This window comes from Hoeflea sp. 108 (genome assembly GCF_000372965.1).
Taxonomy (GTDB): domain Bacteria; phylum Pseudomonadota; class Alphaproteobacteria; order Rhizobiales; family Rhizobiaceae; genus Aminobacter.
Genome location: NZ_KB890024.1, coordinates 3,150,542 through 3,170,224, shown reverse-complemented (window position 1 = coordinate 3,170,224; position 19,683 = coordinate 3,150,542). Strand labels below are relative to the sequence as shown.

The 19,683-nt window shown below is 65.7% G+C and carries 8 protein-coding genes; 6 read left to right on the top strand and 2 right to left on the bottom strand.

Annotated features, from left to right (window positions below):
* Nucleotides 1-18 precede the first annotated feature (18 nt).
* Nucleotides 19-5,487 (bottom strand): alpha-2-macroglobulin family protein, encoded by a 5,469-nt coding sequence (locus tag B015_RS0115680; RefSeq protein WP_026227334.1) that lies wholly within the window; start codon nucleotides 5,485-5,487, stop codon nucleotides 19-21.
* Between the two features lie 447 nt (nucleotides 5,488-5,934).
* On the opposite strand from B015_RS0115680, the gene B015_RS0115675 reads away from it, so the two are divergent.
* From B015_RS0115675 to B015_RS0115650, 6 genes are all read left to right on the top strand, one after another.
* Nucleotides 5,935-7,797: an autotransporter assembly complex family protein gene (locus tag B015_RS0115675; protein ID WP_245262188.1), complete on the top strand. Its 1,863-nt coding sequence runs from the start codon at nucleotides 5,935-5,937 to the stop codon at nucleotides 7,795-7,797.
* Nucleotides 7,798-7,808: 11 nt separating this feature from the next.
* On the top strand, nucleotides 7,809-11,978 hold the full coding sequence (locus B015_RS0115670; RefSeq protein ID WP_343122981.1) for a translocation/assembly module TamB domain-containing protein: 4,170 nt from the start codon (nucleotides 7,809-7,811) through the stop codon (nucleotides 11,976-11,978).
* A gap of 352 nt (nucleotides 11,979-12,330) precedes the next feature.
* On the top strand, nucleotides 12,331-13,983 hold the full coding sequence (locus tag B015_RS0115665) for an ABC transporter substrate-binding protein (protein WP_018428664.1): 1,653 nt from the start codon (nucleotides 12,331-12,333) through the stop codon (nucleotides 13,981-13,983).
* A 104-nt stretch (nucleotides 13,984-14,087) separates the two neighbouring features.
* The gene (locus tag B015_RS0115660; RefSeq protein WP_026227332.1) at nucleotides 14,088-15,122 is read left to right on the top strand and encodes an ABC transporter permease; all 1,035 of its coding nucleotides are present in this window, start codon (nucleotides 14,088-14,090) and stop codon (nucleotides 15,120-15,122) included.
* Between the two features lie 12 nt (nucleotides 15,123-15,134).
* The gene (locus B015_RS0115655; protein WP_018428662.1) at nucleotides 15,135-16,292 is read left to right on the top strand and encodes an ABC transporter permease; all 1,158 of its coding nucleotides are present in this window, start codon (nucleotides 15,135-15,137) and stop codon (nucleotides 16,290-16,292) included.
* Nucleotides 16,293-16,514: 222 nt separating this feature from the next.
* Entirely contained in the window at nucleotides 16,515-18,635 is a 2,121-nt protein-coding gene (locus B015_RS0115650; RefSeq protein WP_018428661.1) for an ABC transporter ATP-binding protein, read from the top strand.
* Between the two features lie 57 nt (nucleotides 18,636-18,692).
* On the opposite strand, the gene B015_RS0115645 is transcribed toward B015_RS0115650, so the two are convergent.
* Nucleotides 18,693-19,511, bottom strand: coding sequence for an arginase family protein (locus B015_RS0115645; protein WP_018428660.1), 819 nt, complete (start codon nucleotides 19,509-19,511; stop codon nucleotides 18,693-18,695).
* Nucleotides 19,512-19,683: the final 172 nt, after the last annotated feature.

Here is a 19,683-nt window from a genome sequence, read left to right as displayed (position 1 = left end):
TGGCTGAAAGCAGACATCCTATTCCGCCTTCACCTCCATCATGCCGGTGGCCGTACGCGCCGAATATTGCGGACGGTACATGTCCTCGACGTTTGCCGCCGGGTGGGCATAGGTGCCGGGTGTCACGGCGCGCACCACATAGGCCAGCGTGAACTCGCGGCCCGAATCCCCGTCGCTGTCCATGGCGGCGACGAAGCGGTCGTCGCGGAACTCGAGATGGGCGGCCTGCGTCTGCTCCAGCCACGGGAAGTTCGACAGGCTGGCGCTGTTGACCAGCCCCGGATTGTCGATCTCGAAGCCGGCCGGCAGCATGTCGGCGACGACGATCCGCGATGGCCAGTCGTTGAGCTCCGTGACCTTGAGCACGACGACGAAGCGCTCGTTCTGGTTGACCTCCGTCACGTTGGCCTCGCTGCCATCGAGCCGGTAGTAGGTGCGCTCGATGGTGAAGCCGTCGCCGCCGGCAGGCAGAGGCTGGGCCGGCGCAGCCACGGTGGTCACCACCGCCTGCACCGGGTTCTTGCCCTTGTTGGCGATCGACACCGGGTTGACCAGAAGGTCGGCGCCGTCGATGCGCTGCGAATAGGCGCCGCTGTGGGCGGTGCCGCCGATGTCGAGCGAGATCGCCTCGTTGCCGGCCTTCAGCGCGCGTGCCGCCAACAGCATCCAGGCGTCGTCCTGGGTGCTGGTCCACTTCGCCGAAGCGCGGTCGGCCGCCACCATCTTGACCAGTGCCGGCACCACCGAAGGCACCGGCTTGCTCTCGGCGGCCAGCGCCAGCATGGCGGCGCCGTCACGCAGGCGCGAGCCATAGTCGGAGCGATACCAGTTGAAGTCGGGTGTTGCCTTGGCGAGCTGGAGTGCCGCGTTGAAGATGTTTTCCGAACGCTGCGCATCGCCGTACAGGGCGAGCGAGGCGCCCAGCTGCGCCACCGCCATCGGGCTGGAGAAGGCTTCCAGCTTGGTGTCGGCGAAGTAGCGGAGGTCGCCGACCGAGGCCTTCTTGTTGCGTGCCAGCACATAGAGCGCATAGGCGATTTCCGAGCCGCGATCCTCGACGTCGACGTCGTAGCCAATGGCGTTCTGCAGGTTGTTCAGCGCCTGCATCATCGCCTGCTGGGGCACGTCGAAGCCCTTTTCACGCGCCCGGGTCAGGAAGTCGGTGACATAGGCGTCGAGCCACAGGTCGCCCGAACCCGGCCCCCACAGGCCGAAGCTGCCCGACGACGACTGGTAGTTGAGCACGCGGAAGATCGCGCCCTGGATGCGTTCGCGCAGGGCGGGATCGTCGGCCATGCCGGCGTCGGCGCTGAGCTCGCTGACATAAAGCAGGGGCAGCGCCCGGCTCGTCGTCTGCTCGGCGCAGCCATAGGGATAGCGATCGAGCGTCATCAGCATCGACGGCACGTCGAAGGCCGACGATTGCGACACGCCGACGCTGACATGGGCGCCTTCCAGGAGGCTTGCCGCCAGAAGCTCTCTGTCGATGCGCAGCGAAGCGTTTGGCTTGAGGTCCACCACCATGCGCGTCGTCACCGGCAACTGGCCGGGCCGCACGGGCAGCGACAGCTCCTGTTCGACGCTCAGCCCCTCGGCATTGGCAATCCGGACGGTCAGCCCGGCGGTGCCCGCCGTCACCGGCATCAGCGGGATCTTCAGCGTCTGGCGCTTGCCGGGTTCCAGTGTCAGTTTCTGGGGCAGGGCGGCGTCACCGGTCGAGAGGTCGCCCGTCGTGTCGACCGACAGCGTGTACTCGCCGGCCGGCGCATCGGTGTTGGCGACGTCGAGCGTCATCTCGGCGAAGTCGCCGGGGGCCATGAAGCGCGGCATGCCGGCCGTCAGCACGATCGGATCGCGCACGATCACGTCGCCCGTCGCATGGCCGACCGCATCCTTGGTCCAGGCGACGCTCATGATGCGCACCGTGCCGTTGAACTGCGGGATGTCGAAGTCGACAGTCGTCTTGCCGTCGGCGTCGAGTTCGACGATGCCGGAGAAGAAGGCGACCAGCTTTTCCTTGGGCGGGCTGCCCTGCGAGGCCATGGCCGCACCGTCGCCGCCGGTGCGCAGCTTGCCCATGGCACCCAGCGAACCGTCGATCAGGCGGCCATAGAGGTCGCGCAGTTCGAGGCCCATCATGCGTTGGCCGAAATACCAGTTCTCGGGGTCGGGCACCTTGTAGCTGGTGAGGTTGAGGATGCCGACGTCGACGGCGGCAACCGTCACATAAGCCTTGTCGCCTGCCTTGGCGCCGGTGACGGTGACCGGCACCGACAGCGCCTTGCGCGGCTCGGTCTTTGCGGGCAGGTCGAGTGCCACGTTCAGCTTCTTGTCGGCGGGGTCGACCGCCAGCCATTTCAAGCCGATGGCGCGGGCCGGCATGCGCGATTCCTGCGCCTCGCCGGGCCGGTAGAGCGTCGCCGTCACATAGGCGCCGGCGCCCCAGTCGTCGCCGACGGCGATGTCGACGGTGCCGCCTTCGGCCGGAATCGACGCAGAGACGGTCTTCAGCAGCTTCTCGGCGCCGATGGTCACAAGCAGCTCGCCGGCAAAGCGCGGCGACACCTTGAGCTTGGCCACTTCGCCGGCCTTGTAGGTCGCCTTGTCGAGCGCCACTTCGAGCCCGTCCGGCGTCTCGGTCGAGGTTGCCGAGACATACCAGCCAGCGTCGAATTCGTAGCTCGTGGCCGGACCGGCGGGGTCGGCGGTTTCGACCTCGAGGCGGTAGCGGCCCCAGTCGACGGGCGTCGAGATGCTTGCCTCGCCTGCGGCGGTGAGGTCGACCTGACCCGACGCCACCGACTTGGTGAAGGTCACCGGCTCATAGTTCCACGAATTGCCGGAGCGGTACCACTGGTAGTTCCGCTCGACCTTGACCAGCGACCACTGCGCGCCCTTGAGATCGGTGCGCTGTCCGTCGGGCTGGGCGGCGATCAGGCTGAACTTGGCCGTGCCGCCCTGGGGCACTTCGCCGCCCGAGAAGTCGGGGCGAATGCCGAGCATCGTGCCCTGCGGCAGGATGCCGATGTCGAGCTTCTTCTCGACGGCGCGGCCGCCGGTTTCACGCATGCGCACCGTCAGGCCGGCGTTGACCAGGCGGGTGGTCGAGGGCACCTGGCCCACCTCCACCGGGAAGGTCGCCTTGCCGTCGTCGCCGACGACAGGCAGGTTATCAAGCGGAATGCGGGTCGCTTCGCCTTCCTGCTCGTCGGCGAGGCCGAAATAATAGCCCGCGAAGCTGTCCCACTGGCGCTTGGTCGACAGGGTCAGTTCGCCTTCGAGCGCAAGGCCCGCGGCCGGTGCGCCATAGAGGAAGCGGCCGTCGACGGTTGCCTCGGCGGTCTCGCCGACGGCGATTTCCTTGCGGTCGGTGCTGAGGTCGAACTCGATGCGGTCGGGCACGAAGTCCTCGACCAGGAACATCTGGCTGGCCACCGCCGGCTGCTTGGGGTCGGTGTAGATCGACAGCGTCCAGGTGCCGCGCATCGCAGCCGAGGACAGCGCCAAGTCGACGGCGTGGCCGCCCGCATTGCCGCCCTGGCTGACGATGCGCCGGTCCTCGACGCCGTCGGGGCGGGTGAAGATGAAGGTCAAAGGCAGGCTGTCGGCGGCCCTGGCCGCGTCGTCGCGGGCAAGGGCGGCTGCATGCACGGTCTCGCCGACGCGGTAGATGCCGCGCTCGGTCCAGGCATAGACGTCGAGCGCCCCTGGCGAGGCGCGGCCGGCGACGCCGCGATCCGACAGGTCGAAGCCGGCGCGGGTCATGTCGAGGAAGACGAAATCGTCACTGCCCTGGCTCGCCATCAGCACGGCCGGCGCCATGCCGCCGTCACCGCGGGTCAGGCCGGCGGTGAAGGTGGCACGGCCTTCGGCATCGGTCTTGGCCGTGCCCAGGACCTCGTTGTTGCGGGCAAGCAGGGTCAGTTCCGTGTCGGCAATCGGCTTGGCTGTCGCCAGCGAGCGGGCGAAGACGTTCAGGCCGTCCTCACCGGTGTAGGTCGATAGGCCGATGTCGGAGACGACGAACCACTGCGTCGCCTTGCTCGACCAGCTGTCGCTCTTGTCGTCGACCGCCTGTGCCGTCAGCACATAGACGCCGGGCTTGCGGTTGGGCAGGGCTTCGTCGACAGGGAAGGAGGTCGTCACCTCCTTGTTCAGCTCGTTGGCAATCGCCAGCTGGCCTTCCCAGACGGGCGTGCCCATCTGGTCGGAGATGTTGGAGAGATCATAGCCGTCGAGCTGGCGCAGGAACTGGTAGCCGGACAGAAGCTGGGCCAGCGAGCGGTCGCCGACGCGGAAGAGCTTCATGTCGGCCACGGCCATGTTGACGGTGACGACGGGAATGCCGCGGCGGGCGGTCGAGGGCAAGACGAAGCTGTCGCCGGTGAAGCGGGCCGACTGCCCACGGTCCTGGACATAGACTGACAGCACGACGGGCGCGGTCAGCACCTCGCCGATTGCCGCCGGCAGGCCGGGGCGGAAGGTGACGCGGTAGTGCTTGCCGTGCTCCAGACCTTCCACGCAGATCTGCTGGTCCTTGGCCTCGATGCCCTTGGGCGCCTGGTCGTCGACGGTGACGAAAGGCGCATAGTCGACGCCGGTCTTGACGAGAGCCTCGGAGAACTGGGCGCAGACGCGCGGCGAACTGGTGTCGGCATCGATGCTGTGCTCGACGACGCGGAAGCCCTTTCGCGCCTTGAGGTCTTCGTATTCGGCGCGGACCGAGGCGGAATTGTCGAGCGCCAGGCTCGCCTCATAGGCCCGTAGGGCCGGGCGGAACATGTCGCGCTTGTCGAGCCCGCGCGCCAGAAGCGTCAGGCTTTCTGCCCGGTCGGCGGCCGTGCGCGACAGGAGATAGGCGTTGTAGGCGGTCGAGGTGCTGTCGCGCGGCAGGGTAGCCGTTTCGTCGCCGTTGTTGGGCGAGGCGATCTGCACGGCGCGGGCGAGCCTGATCCAGATCGCGGTGTCGTCAGGCAGGATGATGGCTGCGGCGCGGAACTTCTGCATCGCGGTCTGGCCGTCATTCGACTGCAGGGCGGTTTCGCCGGCGTCCGTAAGTGCTGCCAGCCCGAGGTCCGGGTTGACGACGCCATTGGCGGTCAGGCCGTTGCGGAACTGGCGGGCTTCCTCGACCATCGAGGCCGGGAAGAAGGACAGCTCGGCTGGGGCGCCGATGTCGGGATCGCCGCTGATCGGCACGACCTTTCCGGCGACAGCGCCGGTGAAGGGCTTGAGAACGGCGAAGTCGGACTTGAGGAAACACCATTTCGCCTTGGTGTTGTAGGTGAAGGCGCGGCAGGCCTGGTCGCCGAGACATGTCGTCTGGCACTGGTCGAGCGTGACGTTCTGCTCCGAGCGCAGGTCGAAGCCGAAATAGTCGCCATTGTCGCTGGTCACTACATGCCGGCTCTGCGCCATGGCGCCGAAGGTCCAGGCAAGAAGCAGAATCACCAACAATGGAAAAGCGCGCGCCGCACGTATCATCATACCCTCCGACAGCTCAGTCGCTGTTCAACCTGCGCTCAGGCTAGCGCATCGGCCCGGAAACCGGAATCGGTTTTCGGAAAGCGACGCGCAGATTCAATAGTTTAGAACGTTCTTGTGCGTCGCTTCGGACGCCCGGCCCCGGTCCCGCAAAGGCCATACGGAAGCCGGCGGGCACATGCCCGCCAAGGTTGTCGCTTGTTTCGGAAGCCATGCATGGTATTGCCCGACCATGCGGATCGCCCCCATGAATACACCCGCATCCCTATCCCGGCTGTCATTCATTCACCCAACGAAATCTGACATATCGATTGTGGCTGCTTTACGAAAACTCGAAAACTTCATTTCAATTTTAGGATTGGAGGTTAGTTTGGCTTGATGTTTGTGCGGCGTATGCGTGGATTCGACAGTTCTGTCAGCGCTCGCGTGCTTTGGCGCGCGGCGACGGCAATGCTGTTGTCGACCACTCTGCTTGCCGTGCAGACCGAGCAGGCCATGGCCTTCAAGATCTTCGGCATCAGGCTCTGGGGCTCAGAGAACGAGGAGGATCCCGACGTCGTCGATCCGCTCGACTATGCCGTCACCTTCGAGGTGGTCGGCGGCGACGACGACCTCACCAAGGCGCTGGAAAACGCCTCGCTGCTGAAGAGCGAGGAAGATCGTCCGGTGTCCGGCTCGCTCGGCCTGCTCGCCAAGGCGCGCAACGACCGCGAGCGGCTGGTCGCCGCGCTCTTCTCCAATGCCCGCTATGACGGCGTCGTCAACATCTCGATTGCCGGCCAGCGCCTCGACGATCTCCAGCCAGACGCGGTCTTTTCCGGCCAGCAGCCGATCCCGGTCACGGTCACCATCGATCCGGGCTCGAAATTCACCCTTGGCGACATCGTGCTCAAGGGCGATGCCGCCGGCATCATGGGCGCCGACTACGGCCTGATCGCCGGCGGCGACGCCTCGTCCGATGCCATCCTCAAGGCCGAGGCCGGCATCGTGCGGCGGCTGAAGGAGGAGGGGCGTCCGCTCGCCACCGTCACCGGCCGCACCATCGTTGCCGACCATGCGACGACGACGCTCGACGTCACCCTCGACGTCGCTGCCGGGCCGATTGCCGGCTACGGGCAGACCACCGTAGAGGGCACCGAACTCGTCGACCGCGATTTCACCGTCTACATGACCGGGCTGGAGCCCGGCCGCACCTATTCGCCAAAGGAAATCGACGACGCCCGCAACCGCCTGCTCGGGCTCGAGGTGTTCTCCAGCGTGACGATCTCGGAGGCGGCAGCGCTCAACGCCGCCGGCCAGATCCCCATCGACGTGCGCGTCAGCGAGCGCAAGATGCGCTATTTCGGCGCCGGCGCCACCTTCTCCAACACCGAGGGCGCCGGTATCGAGGGGTACTGGGGCCATCGCAACCTGTTCGGCCGGGCCGAGAAACTGCGCATCGGCGGCTCCATCGGCCGCATCGGCGACGTCTCCGAAATCGGCAAGCTCAACTACAATGCCGGCATCATGTTCGAGAAGCCTGGCGTCATCGGCCCGGCATCGAAGTTCTTCGCCAACGTCAAGGCGGTCGCCGAGCACCCGGACGCCTATGACCGCTTCTCCATCGCCGGCAATGTCGGCCTGGCCTACGAACTGACCAAGCAGCAGACCGTCTCGGGCTCGCTGGCGATCGACTATTCCAAGGTCGAGGACGCGCTCAATCCCGACGGCAAGCGCTACCTGCTGGTCAGCCTGCCGCTGCAATATGTCTACGACAACCGCGACGACAAGCTGAACCCGACGCGCGGCTTCCGCGCGCTCGCCTATGCCGAGCCGACCTACGACGCCCTCAACGGCAACATGTTCGTCAAGCTCAAGGGCGAGGGCTCGGCCTATTACGGGATCGACTCCAACAACCGCTTCGTGCTCGCCGGCCGTGTCGCCATGGGCTCGATCCTTGGCGCGGGCCTCGAGGACGTGCCGGCCGACCGGCGCTTCTATGCCGGCGGCGGCGGCTCGGTGCGCGGCTATTCCTACCAGGGCATCGGCCCGCACACCGACGGCAAGCCGACCGGCGGCCTGTCCTATGCCGAGACTTCGATCGAGATGCGTTATGCCTATAACGACAAGATCGGCATCGTGCCGTTCATCGATGCCGGCACCGTCTCGACCAGCCAGTTCCCCGACTTCGGCAAGGTGAAGGTCGGCGCCGGCATCGGCGTCCGCTACCTCACGCCGTTCGGCCCGCTGCGCGTCGACGTCGCCATGCCGCTCAATCCGGAACCGGGCGATCCGCGCTACGGCATCTATGCCGGCGTCGGCCAGGCCTTCTGATCCAAATGGTCATGCTGAAGAAAATCCTGCGCGTTCTTGCCATCGCCCTCCTGGTGGTCGTGGCCCTTCTGGCCGGCGCGCTCGGCGTCTTCACGCTGACCTCCAAGGGCCGCGAAAACCTCGCCGGGCTGATCTCGACGGTCGCCTCGAGCGAAGACCAGAAAATCAGGCTTGGCGGCCTCAACGGCATCTGGTCTGGCAACCTCACGCTCGACAACCTCGTCATCGAGGACAGGGAAGGGGCCTGGCTCGCCTTGCGTGGCGTCTCCGTCGACTGGTCGCCGCTGGCGCTGCTTACCCGCACCTTCCGCGCCGACCGGATCGCTGTCGACCGCATCGAGGTTGCGCGGCTGCCCAAACCCGGCACGCAGCCGGCAAAACCGAGCAGCGGCGGCCTGTCGCTGCCGGTGGCGCTCGACATCAGGCAGATCGACCTGCCCGAAATCGCGCTCGGCGAGGCGCTCGCGGGCACCGGCATCGCCGAACTCGCGGCCAAGGGTATGCTCAAGGCCGGCGGCTCGCCGCTCGGCATCGAGACCAGGCTCAACGTCGCCCGCAGCGACGGCAAGCAGGGCACCGTCGACGCCGACATCGCCTTTGCGCCCGATGAAAACCGGCTGACGCTCAACATTCGCGCCGACGAGCCCGCTGGCGGCATCATCGCCAACATCCTGAAGCTGCCCAACCAGCCGGCGGTCGAGCTGGTGGTGTCGGGCGAGGGGCCCTTGGCCGACTGGAGCGGCAACGGCACCTTCGCCGTCGACGGCAATGTCATCACCCGCATCTCGGGTACGCACCAGCTGACCGACAAGGGCAATGTCATTTCAGCCAAGGGCGACGGCGCGTTCGAGGATTTCCTGCCGGCGATGCTGAAGCCGCTTCTCGCCGGCAACACCACCTTCGACATCGCCGGCACCCGCACGACATCGGGCGGCATCGACATCGAGCGCGCCACGGTCGCCAGCACCGCACTTACGGCCAATGCGGCGGGCTCGCTCGACCCCGAGGGCGCCGCCGACCTGTCGCTCGACGTCAAGGCCAATGAAGGGCCGATCGTGCTCAGCCTCGGCAGCGACGCCCAGCCGGTCACCGTCGCCGTCAACGCCGCCAACCTGCGCGCCTTTGGCGACGGCAAGGCGCCGGCGGTCGATTTCAGTGCTGCGCTGGTGTCGGTCATCGCCGGCAACACCGAGCTGCGCGACATCGCAGCCTCCGCCCATTCAGACGGCTTCGACATCGCCAACCGCAGCGGTCCGATTTCGATCAAGCTGGGGGCTGCCGAACTCAAGACCGATGTCGCCACGCTTGCCCCGCTGGTCGCCGGCCGCGTCGCCGTCGACATGGCCGGTTCCGTCGGCAAGGATCAGGTCGTCGTCGACCAGGGCACCATCCGCAGCGATGCACTCAACGGTTCGCTGAACGCCAAGCTCAATCTGGTCGACATGTCGCTGGAGCTCGGCCTCAAGGCCGACGTCGCCTCCAACGCGCTGCCTTCAGGCGTGCGCATCGCGCTCGCCGACCGCACCCAGTTCTCGGCGACCGCGAGCCGCGACGCCGAAGGCAGCTTTGCTGCGAACGCCATCGAGCTGACCTCAGGCGCGCTCAAGGCGCAGGGCACGGCGCGCGTGAAGGGCAGCGAGATCGACGCCGATCTCAAGGGCTCCTTCGCCGACATCTCGCTGCTGTCGAAGGACGCCAAGGGCTCCATCGACTTCGCCTTGACCGCCAAGGGCGCGCGAACCGCGCCCGACGTGTCGCTGACGGTCACCAGCGACCGCATCGAGGCGGCGGCGCGCGAGATCACCGGGCTGAACCTCACCGCGTCGGGCAAGGTCGATCCGGCCAGTCCGGCCGCCAATGTCGCGCTTTCGGGCAATGTCGCGGGCCAGAAGCTTGCCGGCAACGCCGTGCTCGCCACATCAGACGGCACCAGCCAGATCAAGGGCCTGTCGCTGTCGCTCGGCCAGAACAAGCTGTCCGGCGACCTGGTGCTCGACAAGGGTTTCGTGCCGATCGGCACGATCACTATCGACATGCCCGACATCGGCCCGCTGGCGGCACTCGCCCTGGAAAAGGCCGAGGGCGACATCCGCGGCCGCATCGATTTCACCCGCTCCGGCGACACCCCGCAGGTCAAGGTCGAGCTCAATACGGCGCAGCTCAGGCGCGGCGACCTCGCCGCCAATTCGGTCGCCGTCAGCGCCGACGTGCTGAACTATCTCAAGGCGCCGGCCATCTCCGGCTCGGTCAAGGCAAAGTCGGTCACCTCGGGCAAGACCGTCATTTCCGGCATCGCCGTCGATCTCAAGCGCGACGGTGAGTGGACCGGCTTCTCGGGCGGCGCGACCGTTGCCGATATTCCGGCAAAGGCGTCCGGCCGCCTCAAGGTCGGCGGCGGCACGACCACCATCGAACTCGCCTCGGGCGAAGCTGTCATGCGCGGCATCAAGGCTGCCATCGCCCGTCCGACGACGGTGCAGATCGCAGGCGGCACCACCACGCTCGACAGGCTGGCGCTCAATCTCGGGGGCGGCACGGCGACCGTTTCGGGCACCGCGGGCGCTGCCCTCAACCTCGATGTGGCGCTTGCCAATGTGCCGGCGTCGCTTGCCAATTCCTTCTCGCCGGGCCTCGGTGCGGCCGGCTCGATCTCGGGTACGGTCAAGGTTTCGGGCGCCGCCGCCAATCCGACCGTCGGCTACGACCTCAAGGTTGCGAATGCCGCGACCTCGCAGACCACGGGCGCCGGCTTCGGGCCGATGAACATCGCCTCCGACGGCACCTTTGCCGGCGGCAGGCTGACCTTCCAGTCTGCCATCACCGACGGGACGGGGCTCGCTCTGCGCGGCGGCGGCACTGTCGTCACCAATGCACCTGTCGCGCTCGACCTCAATTTCTCCGGCCCCGTGCCATTCGCATTCCTGACCCGCACGCTGGCGGCGCAAGGCATGCAGCTGACCGGGACGGCCGATGTCAGCGTCCAGGTTCGCGGTCCGGCGTCTTCGCCCGTCATCGGCGGCAGCGTCCGCGCCTCGGGCGCGCGGCTTTTGGCAGCGCAGATGGGCCTTGCCATCAACGACATCAATCTCGACGTCTCGATGGCGCAGGGCGTGGCGCGCATCAACCGCCTGACCGGCAATCTGTCGACCGGCGGCCAGCTCACCGCCAGCGGCACCGTCGGCACCGATGCCGCGCAGGGTTTTCCGGCCGACATTTCGATCAAGCTGACCGACGGCCGCTACACCGACGGCCGCGTGGTCACCGCCAATCTCGGCGGCGATATCGCCATCAAGGGGCCGATGCTCTCTGCGCCCGTGCTGTCGGGCACGATCAATCTCGCCCGCACCGTCATCAGCATCCCCGAAAAATTCCCGGGCGCGCTGAGCGCGGTCGACGTCAAGCACAAGAACGCCCCCAAGGCCGTCATCATCCAGCAGGACGCCATGCGCCCGGCCGAAAAGGCCAGCGGCGGCAGCGGTGCGCTGACCCTCGACATCACCGTCAACGCCCCGAACCAGATCTTCGTCCAGGGCCGCGGCCTCGACGCCGAGCTCGGCGGCTCGCTGCGCCTCACCGGTTCGTCGGCATCGCCGCAGGCCATGGGCGAGTTCACGCTTCGGCGCGGCCGCCTGTCGATCCTTGGCAAGCGCCTGAACTTCACCTCCGGCTCGGTCGGTTTCGCCGGTTCGCTGGTGCCGACGATCAACTTCGCTGCCGAAACCACGGCCAGCGACGCCACCGTCACCATCGGCATCACGGGGCAGGCCAACAATCCGAAATTCTCCTTCTCGTCGGTGCCGGCGCTGCCGGAAGACGAGGTGCTGGCGCGCCTGATCTTCGGCCGCTCGATGTCCAACCTGTCGCCGCTGCAGATCGCCCAGCTCGCGGATGCGGCAGCCCAGATGGCCGGCATCGGCGGCTCGACGTCGCTTCTGTCGAGCCTGCGCGCCACGCTCGGCGTCGACGATCTGGACATCCGCACCAACGACAAGGGCGACACCTCGGTCGCTGTCGGAAAATACCTCAACGACCGCACCTACCTGTCCATCGAAAAGGGCGACCAGCCGGGCTCGGGCAAGGCCACGATCGACCTCAGTGTCGGTCGCGGCGTCAAGCTGCGCGGCCAGGCGACCGATGCGGGCGAGGCCAAGGGCGGTATCTTCTACGAAAAAGAATATTAGTTTTCCGCCATATTGGCGTGTGCCTTAACACGTTGAAAGCGCACATTTTTTGGGCAAGCTATGCCGCAATCCACGACGCTTTGGCCTGACCTCTAACCTTTGCTGACATCATTGCGGCGCGGCCGTGGCCCTGTCGCCGGGGTCTGCGGCGTGCTCAGCTTACGCAGCGTCGAAGATTCAGATGAATCCGGCGACCATTAGCGTTTTTGCGTCAATCCTGTCGGAATCACGCGAACTGCACCTCTCCCAAAATTGCAGACTTGGCTTCGGGAACGTCGACATCCAACCGTTTTGACAACGGCAATAGGATGCGGAATTGTAGCGTCAAAGACCAAAACAATGGGAGACGGAAATGACATTCTACAAAAGCAACTCCGACGTTGTGCCCGGCCACATCCGTGAGCTGGCGCGCGAGGTCGTCAACGGCAAGATGGACCGTCGCGAATTCCTGGCGATGGCGACCACCTTCGGCGCCAGCGCCGCAATGGCTTACGGCATGATCGGCCTCTCCGTCCCGATGGAGGCCCAGGCGCAGGAAACCCCGACCAAGGGCGGCGTGCTCAAGGTTGCGCAGTGGATCAAGGATCCCAAGGATCCGCGCAAGGCCGACTGGTCCGAAATCGCCAATGCCGAGCGCCAGGCGCTCGAGCCGCTGGTCAAGTACACCGCCAAATACACCTTCGAGCCCTATCTGCTCGCAAGCTGGGAAGTGAACGACGACGCCACCGAATACGTCCTGCACGTCCGTCCTGGTGTGACCTGGTCGAATGGCGATCCGTTCACCGCCGACGACGTGATCTTCAACTTCACCCGCTGGGCCGACAAGAGCGCCGAAGGCAATTCGATGCCGGGCCGCCTCGGCAGCCTGGTCGACGAGAAGACCGGCAAGCTGCGCGAAGGCTCGATCGAGAAGGTCGACGACGCGACGGTCAAGCTCAAGCTGACCACGTCCGACATCGCCATCATCCCGAACCTGACCGACTATCCCGGCCTCATCGTCCACAAGGCCTTTGACGAGAAGGGCGGCGACTTCAAAGCCTGCCCGATCGGCACCGGCCCGTTCGAGCTCGTCTCCTACGATGTCGGCCAGAAGGTGGTCTACAAGCGCCGTGAAGACAACAAGTGGTGGAACGGCGATGTCTATCTCGACGGCGTCGAGCTGATCGACTACGGCACCGACCCGGCCGCCATGGTCAGTGCCTTCGAGGCCAACGAAGTGCACACCAACTTCGAAACCTCGGCCGACTACGTGTCGATCCTCGACGGTCTCGGCCTGGTGAAGTCGGAAGTCGTCACCGCTGCGACCATCGTTGCCCGCACCAACGTCAACAACAAGCCTTATGACGACCAGAAGGTCCGCCAGGCCCTGCACAAGGCAGTCGACAACGCTGTGGTGCTGCAGCTCGGCTATGGCAATGCCGGCGCGGTCGCCGAAAACCACCACGTCGCGCCGATCCATCCCGAATATTTCGAGCTGCCGAAGCAGACCCGCGACATCGCGGCAGCCAAGAAGCTGATGGAAGAGTCCGGCCACGCCGACTTCGAGCACGAGCTGATCACGGTCGACGAGGACTGGCACAAGAACACCGGCGACGCCATCGCCGCGCAGATGCGCGAGGCCGGCATCAAGGTCAAGCGCACCGTCCTGCCCGGTTCGACCTTCTGGAACGACTGGACCAAGTACCCGTTCTCGATGACCAACTGGAACATGCGCCCGCTCGGCGTGCAGGTTCTGGCGCTGGCCTATCGCACCGGTGAAGCCTGGAACGAAAGCGCCTGGTCGAACCCGGAATGGGACAAGAAGCTCAACGCGGCGCTCGCGGTTGCCGACGTCGCCAAGCGTAAGGAGATGATGAAGGACATCGAGCAGACGCTGCAGGATTCCGGCATCATCATCCAGCCGTTCTGGCGCAAGCTCTACAACCACTCGGTCGCAGCCGTTCAGGGCGGGGGCATGCACCCGACCTTCGAGCACGACTACGGCAAGGTGTGGCTCAAGGCGTAAGCCTGGGTGGCCAATCGGGGAGGGGCGGCTTCCGCTCCTCCTCCTTTCCGCAACAGGGTTGATCGCCACCACGGACCCCAAACCCACAAAGGCAGGGGACGCCAATGCTATCCTTCATAATGCGCCGCCTCGGCACCATGGCACTCACCATGCTGTGCCTGACGCTCGTGGTGTTCTTCCTCATCAATCTCGAGCCGAACCTGAAGAAGCTGGCGATCAGCCAGACCGAGATGCGCACCACCTCCGACCAGCTGGAAAGCTGGCTGCAGCGCAACGGCTATCGGCAGAACTTCTTCATCCGCTACGGCCAATGGCTCGGCGTCGTCCAGAAGCAGCCCAACATCGACCCGGCCTCCGGCCAGGCGGTGCCGCGCTTCCGCTTCTGCAACGAGGCTGCGGTGCCGACCTATTCGGGCATCCTGCAGGGCGATTTCGGCTGCTCGACCAAGTTCAAGACACCGGTTGCGGTGAAGCTGTTCCCGGCCCTTGGCGCCACGGGCATTCTGATGTTCTGGGTGCTGGCGACGATGGTGCCGATAGCGCTTCTCATCGGCATCCTCGCCGGCATGCGCGAGGGCTCACGCACCGACCGCACATTGTCGATCGCCTCGATCGCGACGACGGCGACGCCAGAATATGTCTCGGGCGTCATCTTCACCGTCATCTTCGCCTCGTGGCTCGGCTGGCTCAACGGCTCTGCCGCCTCCGCAAGCCAGGGCATCACCTTCTACAATTTCACCCTGCCGGTCATGACGCTCGCCATCTACGGCATCGGCTACATCGCCCGCATGACGCGCGCCTCGATGGTCGAGGTGATGACGCAGCAATACATCCGCACCGCGCGGCTGAAGGGCCTGAGCTTCTCCAGCGTCGTCATCAAGCATGCGTTGCGCAATGCGCTGATCGCGCCGTTCACCGTCATCATGCTGCAGTTCCCGTGGCTGCTCACGGGCGTCGTCATCGTCGAGGTGATGTTCCGCTACCAGGGCTTTGGCTACACGCTGGTCGAGGCCGCCGGCAACAACGACATCGACCTTCTGCTCGGCTGCTCGCTGGTCTCGGTGTTCATCGTCCTGATCACCCAGCTCATCTCCGACATCGGCTACGCCTACCTCAATCCACGCATCAGGGTTCAATAGGGAGCGCGCCGCATGCAGATCGAATATATCGGCGCCTTCCAGATATTCCTGGGCGTGCTCGCCCGCTTCTGGCCGGTGTGGCTGGCCATGGCGATCGTCATGGGCGCCAGCTTCAACTTCCGCCGCAAGCTCGGCCTTTACGGCCAGCTCTATGATTCAGGCGTCGGCATATCAGGCGTGCTGATCTGCTTCTTCTGGCTGTTCACGGCGATCTTCGCTGCCCGCATCGCGCCCTTCGATCCGCTCAGCCAGATCCCGATCATGAAGGACGCACTGCCTGGCGCCATCGAGCCGGCATCCAAGCAGATCTACCTCTTCGGCGGCGACAAGCTCGCCCGCGACGTGTTCTCGCGCATGGTGTTCGGCAGCCAGATCGTGCTGATCATCGCACCGGCCGCGACCGCGTTCGCGCTCATGGTCGGCATCACGCTCGGCCTGCCGGCGGGCTATTATGGCGGCCGGATCGATGCGATCCTGTCGTTCCTCGCCAATCTCGTGCTGGCCTTCCCGGTCATCCTTCTGTTCTACCTGCTGGTCACGCCGGGCATCATGGACACGCCGATCCCCTATGCGCTGGCGGGCGTGTTCTTCCTGTTCCCGATCATCTTCTTCACGGTGCTGTTCTACACGCGCTTCAAGGCACGGCCGGAGCGGCTCTATCTGCTGGTCGGGCTGACGCTCGTCATCGGCGGCTGGATCTATGCCGGCCTCGTCTTCAACGCCGATCCGCTCGGCATCGTGGCCATCGACCCCAACCAGCTCAACATCTTCGTCGCCGTCGTCTTTGCCTCCAGCCCGGGCGTGTTCCGCATCGTCCGGGGTCTCACCATGGACATCAAGACGCGCGACTACGTCGCCGCCGCCCAGACCCGCGGCGAAAGCCCGTGGTACATCATGCTGTGGGAGATCCTGCCCAATGCGCGCGGGCCGCTGATCGTCGATGCCTGCCTGCGCATCGGCTACACCACCATCCTGCTCGGCACGCTCGGCTATTTCGGCCTCGGCCTCGCGCCCGAAAGCCCCGACTGGGGCACGGCGATCAAGGACGCCAGCCGCCTGCTGCGCTCCTTCATCCACCCCGCGCTGCCGCCGACGATCGCGCTGATGTCCTTCGTGCTCGGGCTGAACCTGCTCGCCGACGCGCTGCGCGAACAGTCGATGAAGGATTGAGGATGTCAGTGCGCTACGTTGCCCCCCTCTGTCCTGCCGGACATCTCGCCCACATGGGGGGAGATCAGCCGGCCGCGGTCTTGGCACCAGTCCTGCGACGTTGGGGATTGGCGAGAGCGGAGCTGACAGCCAATCTCCCCTCTCGTGGGGGAGATGTCCGGCAGGACAGAGGGGGGCGCGAAGGAACGCGACCTGAACCGGCAATGCGAGAAGGAGCGACCCATGAATGAGGCAGTTCGAACTCCCGCCGAACCCATCCTCGAGATCGAGAACCTCTCCATCTCCTTCTTCACCCGCGCCGGCGAAATCCCTGCCGTCATGGACTTCTCCTGCACCGTCATGCCGGGCGAGGCGATGGGCATCGTCGGCGAGAGCGGTTGCGGCAAGTCGACCGTCTCGCTCGGCATCATGCGCGACCTCTCCAACATCGGCAGGATCGTCGGCGGCCGCATCAAGTTCCAGGGCAAGGACATGGGCGACATGTCCGAGGATGAGCTGCGCTCCATCCGCGGCAACAAGATCGCCATGATCTACCAGGAGCCGATGGCCAGCCTGAACCCGGCCATGAAGGTCGGCCAGCAGCTGATGGAAGTGCCGATGATCCACGACAAGGTGTCAAAGGACGAGGCCTACAGCAGAGCGCTCGAAATGGTGCGCTCAGTCAAGCTGCCCGACCCCGAGCGCATGATGCGGTCCTATCCGCACCAGCTGTCCGGCGGCCAGCAGCAGCGCATCGTCATCGCCATGGCGCTGCTGTCGAAGCCGGCGCTGCTTCTGCTCGACGAGCCGACGACCGCGCTCGACGTCACCGTCGAAGCCGGCATCGTGCAACTGGTCAAGGGGCTCGGCAAGCAGTTCGGCACCTCGATGATCTTCGTGTCGCACAATCTCGGCCTGATCCTCGAGACCTGCGACCGCATCACGGTCATGTATTCCGGCGAGGCGGTCGAGTCCGGCTCGATCAAGGACGTGTTCGACCGCATGCGGCACCCCTATACGCAAGGGCTATTCCGTTCGATCCCGCTGCCGGGCGCAGACAAGAATTCGCGGCCGCTGGTCGCCATCCCGGGCCAGCTGCCCTTGCCGCACCAGCGCCCGAAGGGCTGCAATTTCGGCCCGCGCTGCCACCATTTCGTCGAGGGGCTGTGCAACGCCGACGAGATCCCGATGATCCCGGTTGCCGGCCATGACGGCCATGTCAGCCGCTGCGTGCGCTTCAACGAGATCGATTGGGCAGCGCTGCCCCCCGGCGCCAAGAAGGCGCAGGAGCCGGTCGAGCCGGGCGCGCCCGTGCTCAAGATCGACGACCTCAAGAAATACTATCGCGTCGGCGGCAGCGAGGTGTTCGGCTCGAGCGAGGGCAGGGTGGTCAAGGCCAACGAGACCATCAGCTTCGAGGCCCGCGAATCCGAGACTGTCGCCATCGTCGGCGAATCCGGTTGCGGCAAGTCGACGCTCGCCAAGGTGCTGCTCGGTCTCGAGACCGCAAGCTCGGGCAAGGTGCTGCTCGGCAACAAGGAAATCCAGTCGATCGGCATCGAAGATCGCGACGTCGACACCGTCTCGTCGATCCAGATGGTGTTCCAGAACCCGTTCGACACGCTGAACCCCAGCCATTCGGTGGGGTCGCAGATCATCCGCACGCTGGAAAAATTCAAGGTCGGCCGCAATGCCGGCGAGCGCAAGCAGCGCATGCTGGAGCTGCTCGACCTCGTGAAGCTTCCGCGCGCTTTCGCCGAGCGCATGCCGCGACAGCTGTCGGGCGGGCAGAAGCAGCGTATCGGCGTCGCGCGCGCCTTCGCCGGCAATGCCCGTGTCGTGGTCGCCGACGAGCCTGTCTCGGCGCTCGACGTCTCCGTGCAGGCGGCGGTCACCGAGCTGTTGATGGACATCCAGCGGCGGTCCAAGACCACCATGCTGTTCATCAGCCACGACCTCAGCGTGGTGCGCTACATCGCCGACCGCGTCGTGGTCATGTATCTCGGCCATATCGTCGAGCAGGGCACGACCGACCAGATATTCTCGCCGCCCTACCACCCCTATACCGAGGCATTGCTGTCGGCGATCCCGATCGCCGACACGTCGGTGGTGAAAAAGCACATCGTGCTCGAAGGCGACATCCCCTCGGCGATGAACCCGCCATCGGGCTGCCCGTTCCAAACCCGCTGCCGCTACAAGAGCCAGGTGCCGGGCAATCTCTGCGAAACCCAGGTGCCGCCGGTGCGCGAACTCGGCAGCGGCCACCAGATCAAGTGTCACCTGCCACCCAGTGCCTTCGACGCCATGGAGCCGGTCATCAGCTTGGGCAAGGGCGGCGCGCCTGATGCGACATCGGAGAGGTGAGAGGCGGCGGTCCGGGCCATGACGTGACGTCGGACCAGCGCAGTGGCAGGTGCGGTGTCAACGCCTGGACAGGATCGGCGCCAGGGCATCGAGCAGCGGTTCGGGCGAGACGGGCTCGCCGCCGGCTGTCCAGGAATTCTGGAACTCGGCAATCTCGATGCCGATGAGTTCATGCTCGGCAATCACGTCGCAGCAATCCCTGAGGTCATCGAGCGACAATCCGCCGTCATGGACATAGTCGGTGGGCACGATGCCAGGGTTCAGGACGTCGCAATCAAGATGCACGTAGACCGGCCGACCGGAGATCGCCGCGCGCAGGCGCATGGCGAGATCGTACTTGGGCTTGATGTGCGGGATGCCGTGAGTGTCGATCAGGTCCTGCTCGAAGGGATCAATATCGCGCTGGCCCACGAGCACGATCTGGTCGAGCCCGAAGCCCGAGCCCAGGCCGGATTGCCAGAGCCCGGATGGAGCCGCCAGCGCCAGCCCGCCCAGATAGCCCGTCGCCGAGGCCTCGGGCGTGTTCAGGTCGGCGTGGGAATCGAACCAGACGATACAAGCCGACGGATGATGCCTTGCCACGGCGGGAAGCGTGGCCAGCGAAACGGCGCACCGGCTGGTCGCCGCAACGGAGTAGGCGCCGCTTGAAAACACCTCGTCGAGCCGCGCCTGCATCGCCTGCAGCGCAGGCATCGCCGCGTCCAGCTCTTCGCGCCAGCCCACATTCAAGGCGGGCTGCGGCTTGCCGATGACGACGGGCAAGACGCCCGTGCGCTTCGCCAGGGCATCGCCGATGGCCTTGGCTCCCGGCATGGCAAGATCGTTGTGATCGCCCGCGCGTCCCTGGAACACCGTATATGCCGCATGTGTTGCCAAGCGTAGATCCTCGCTGCCGCGCCCCGATGCGCTCTGGTGCCATCAATCTTCATTTTCGGCGCTTATGGCGAGCAGCCGCGACGGGCCGCGAAGCACCGAAAGTCGTCATCCCGGAACCAGGAGGGAAGCAGGTTGGCAGGGACCAATTGACTGGACCGTTATCGAGCACGGC

What these genes read in the sequence shown, in the direction of transcription:
- B015_RS0115675 (WP_245262188.1), top strand. Translation starts at nt 5,935, where the DNA reads ATGCTGTTGTCGACCACTCTGCTTGCCGTGCAGACCGAGCAGGCCATG.
- B015_RS0115665 (WP_018428664.1), top strand. Translation starts at nt 12,331, where the DNA reads ATGACATTCTACAAAAGCAACTCCGACGTTGTGCCCGGCCACATCCGT.
- B015_RS0115660 (WP_026227332.1), top strand. Translation starts at nt 14,088, where the DNA reads ATGCTATCCTTCATAATGCGCCGCCTCGGCACCATGGCACTCACCATG.
- B015_RS0115655 (WP_018428662.1), top strand. Translation starts at nt 15,135, where the DNA reads ATGCAGATCGAATATATCGGCGCCTTCCAGATATTCCTGGGCGTGCTC.
- B015_RS0115670 (WP_343122981.1), top strand. Translation starts at nt 7,809, where the DNA reads ATGCTGAAGAAAATCCTGCGCGTTCTTGCCATCGCCCTCCTGGTGGTC.
- B015_RS0115680 (WP_026227334.1), bottom strand. Translation starts at nt 5,487, where the DNA reads ATGATGATACGTGCGGCGCGCGCTTTTCCATTGTTGGTGATTCTGCTT.
- B015_RS0115650 (WP_018428661.1), top strand. Translation starts at nt 16,515, where the DNA reads ATGAATGAGGCAGTTCGAACTCCCGCCGAACCCATCCTCGAGATCGAG.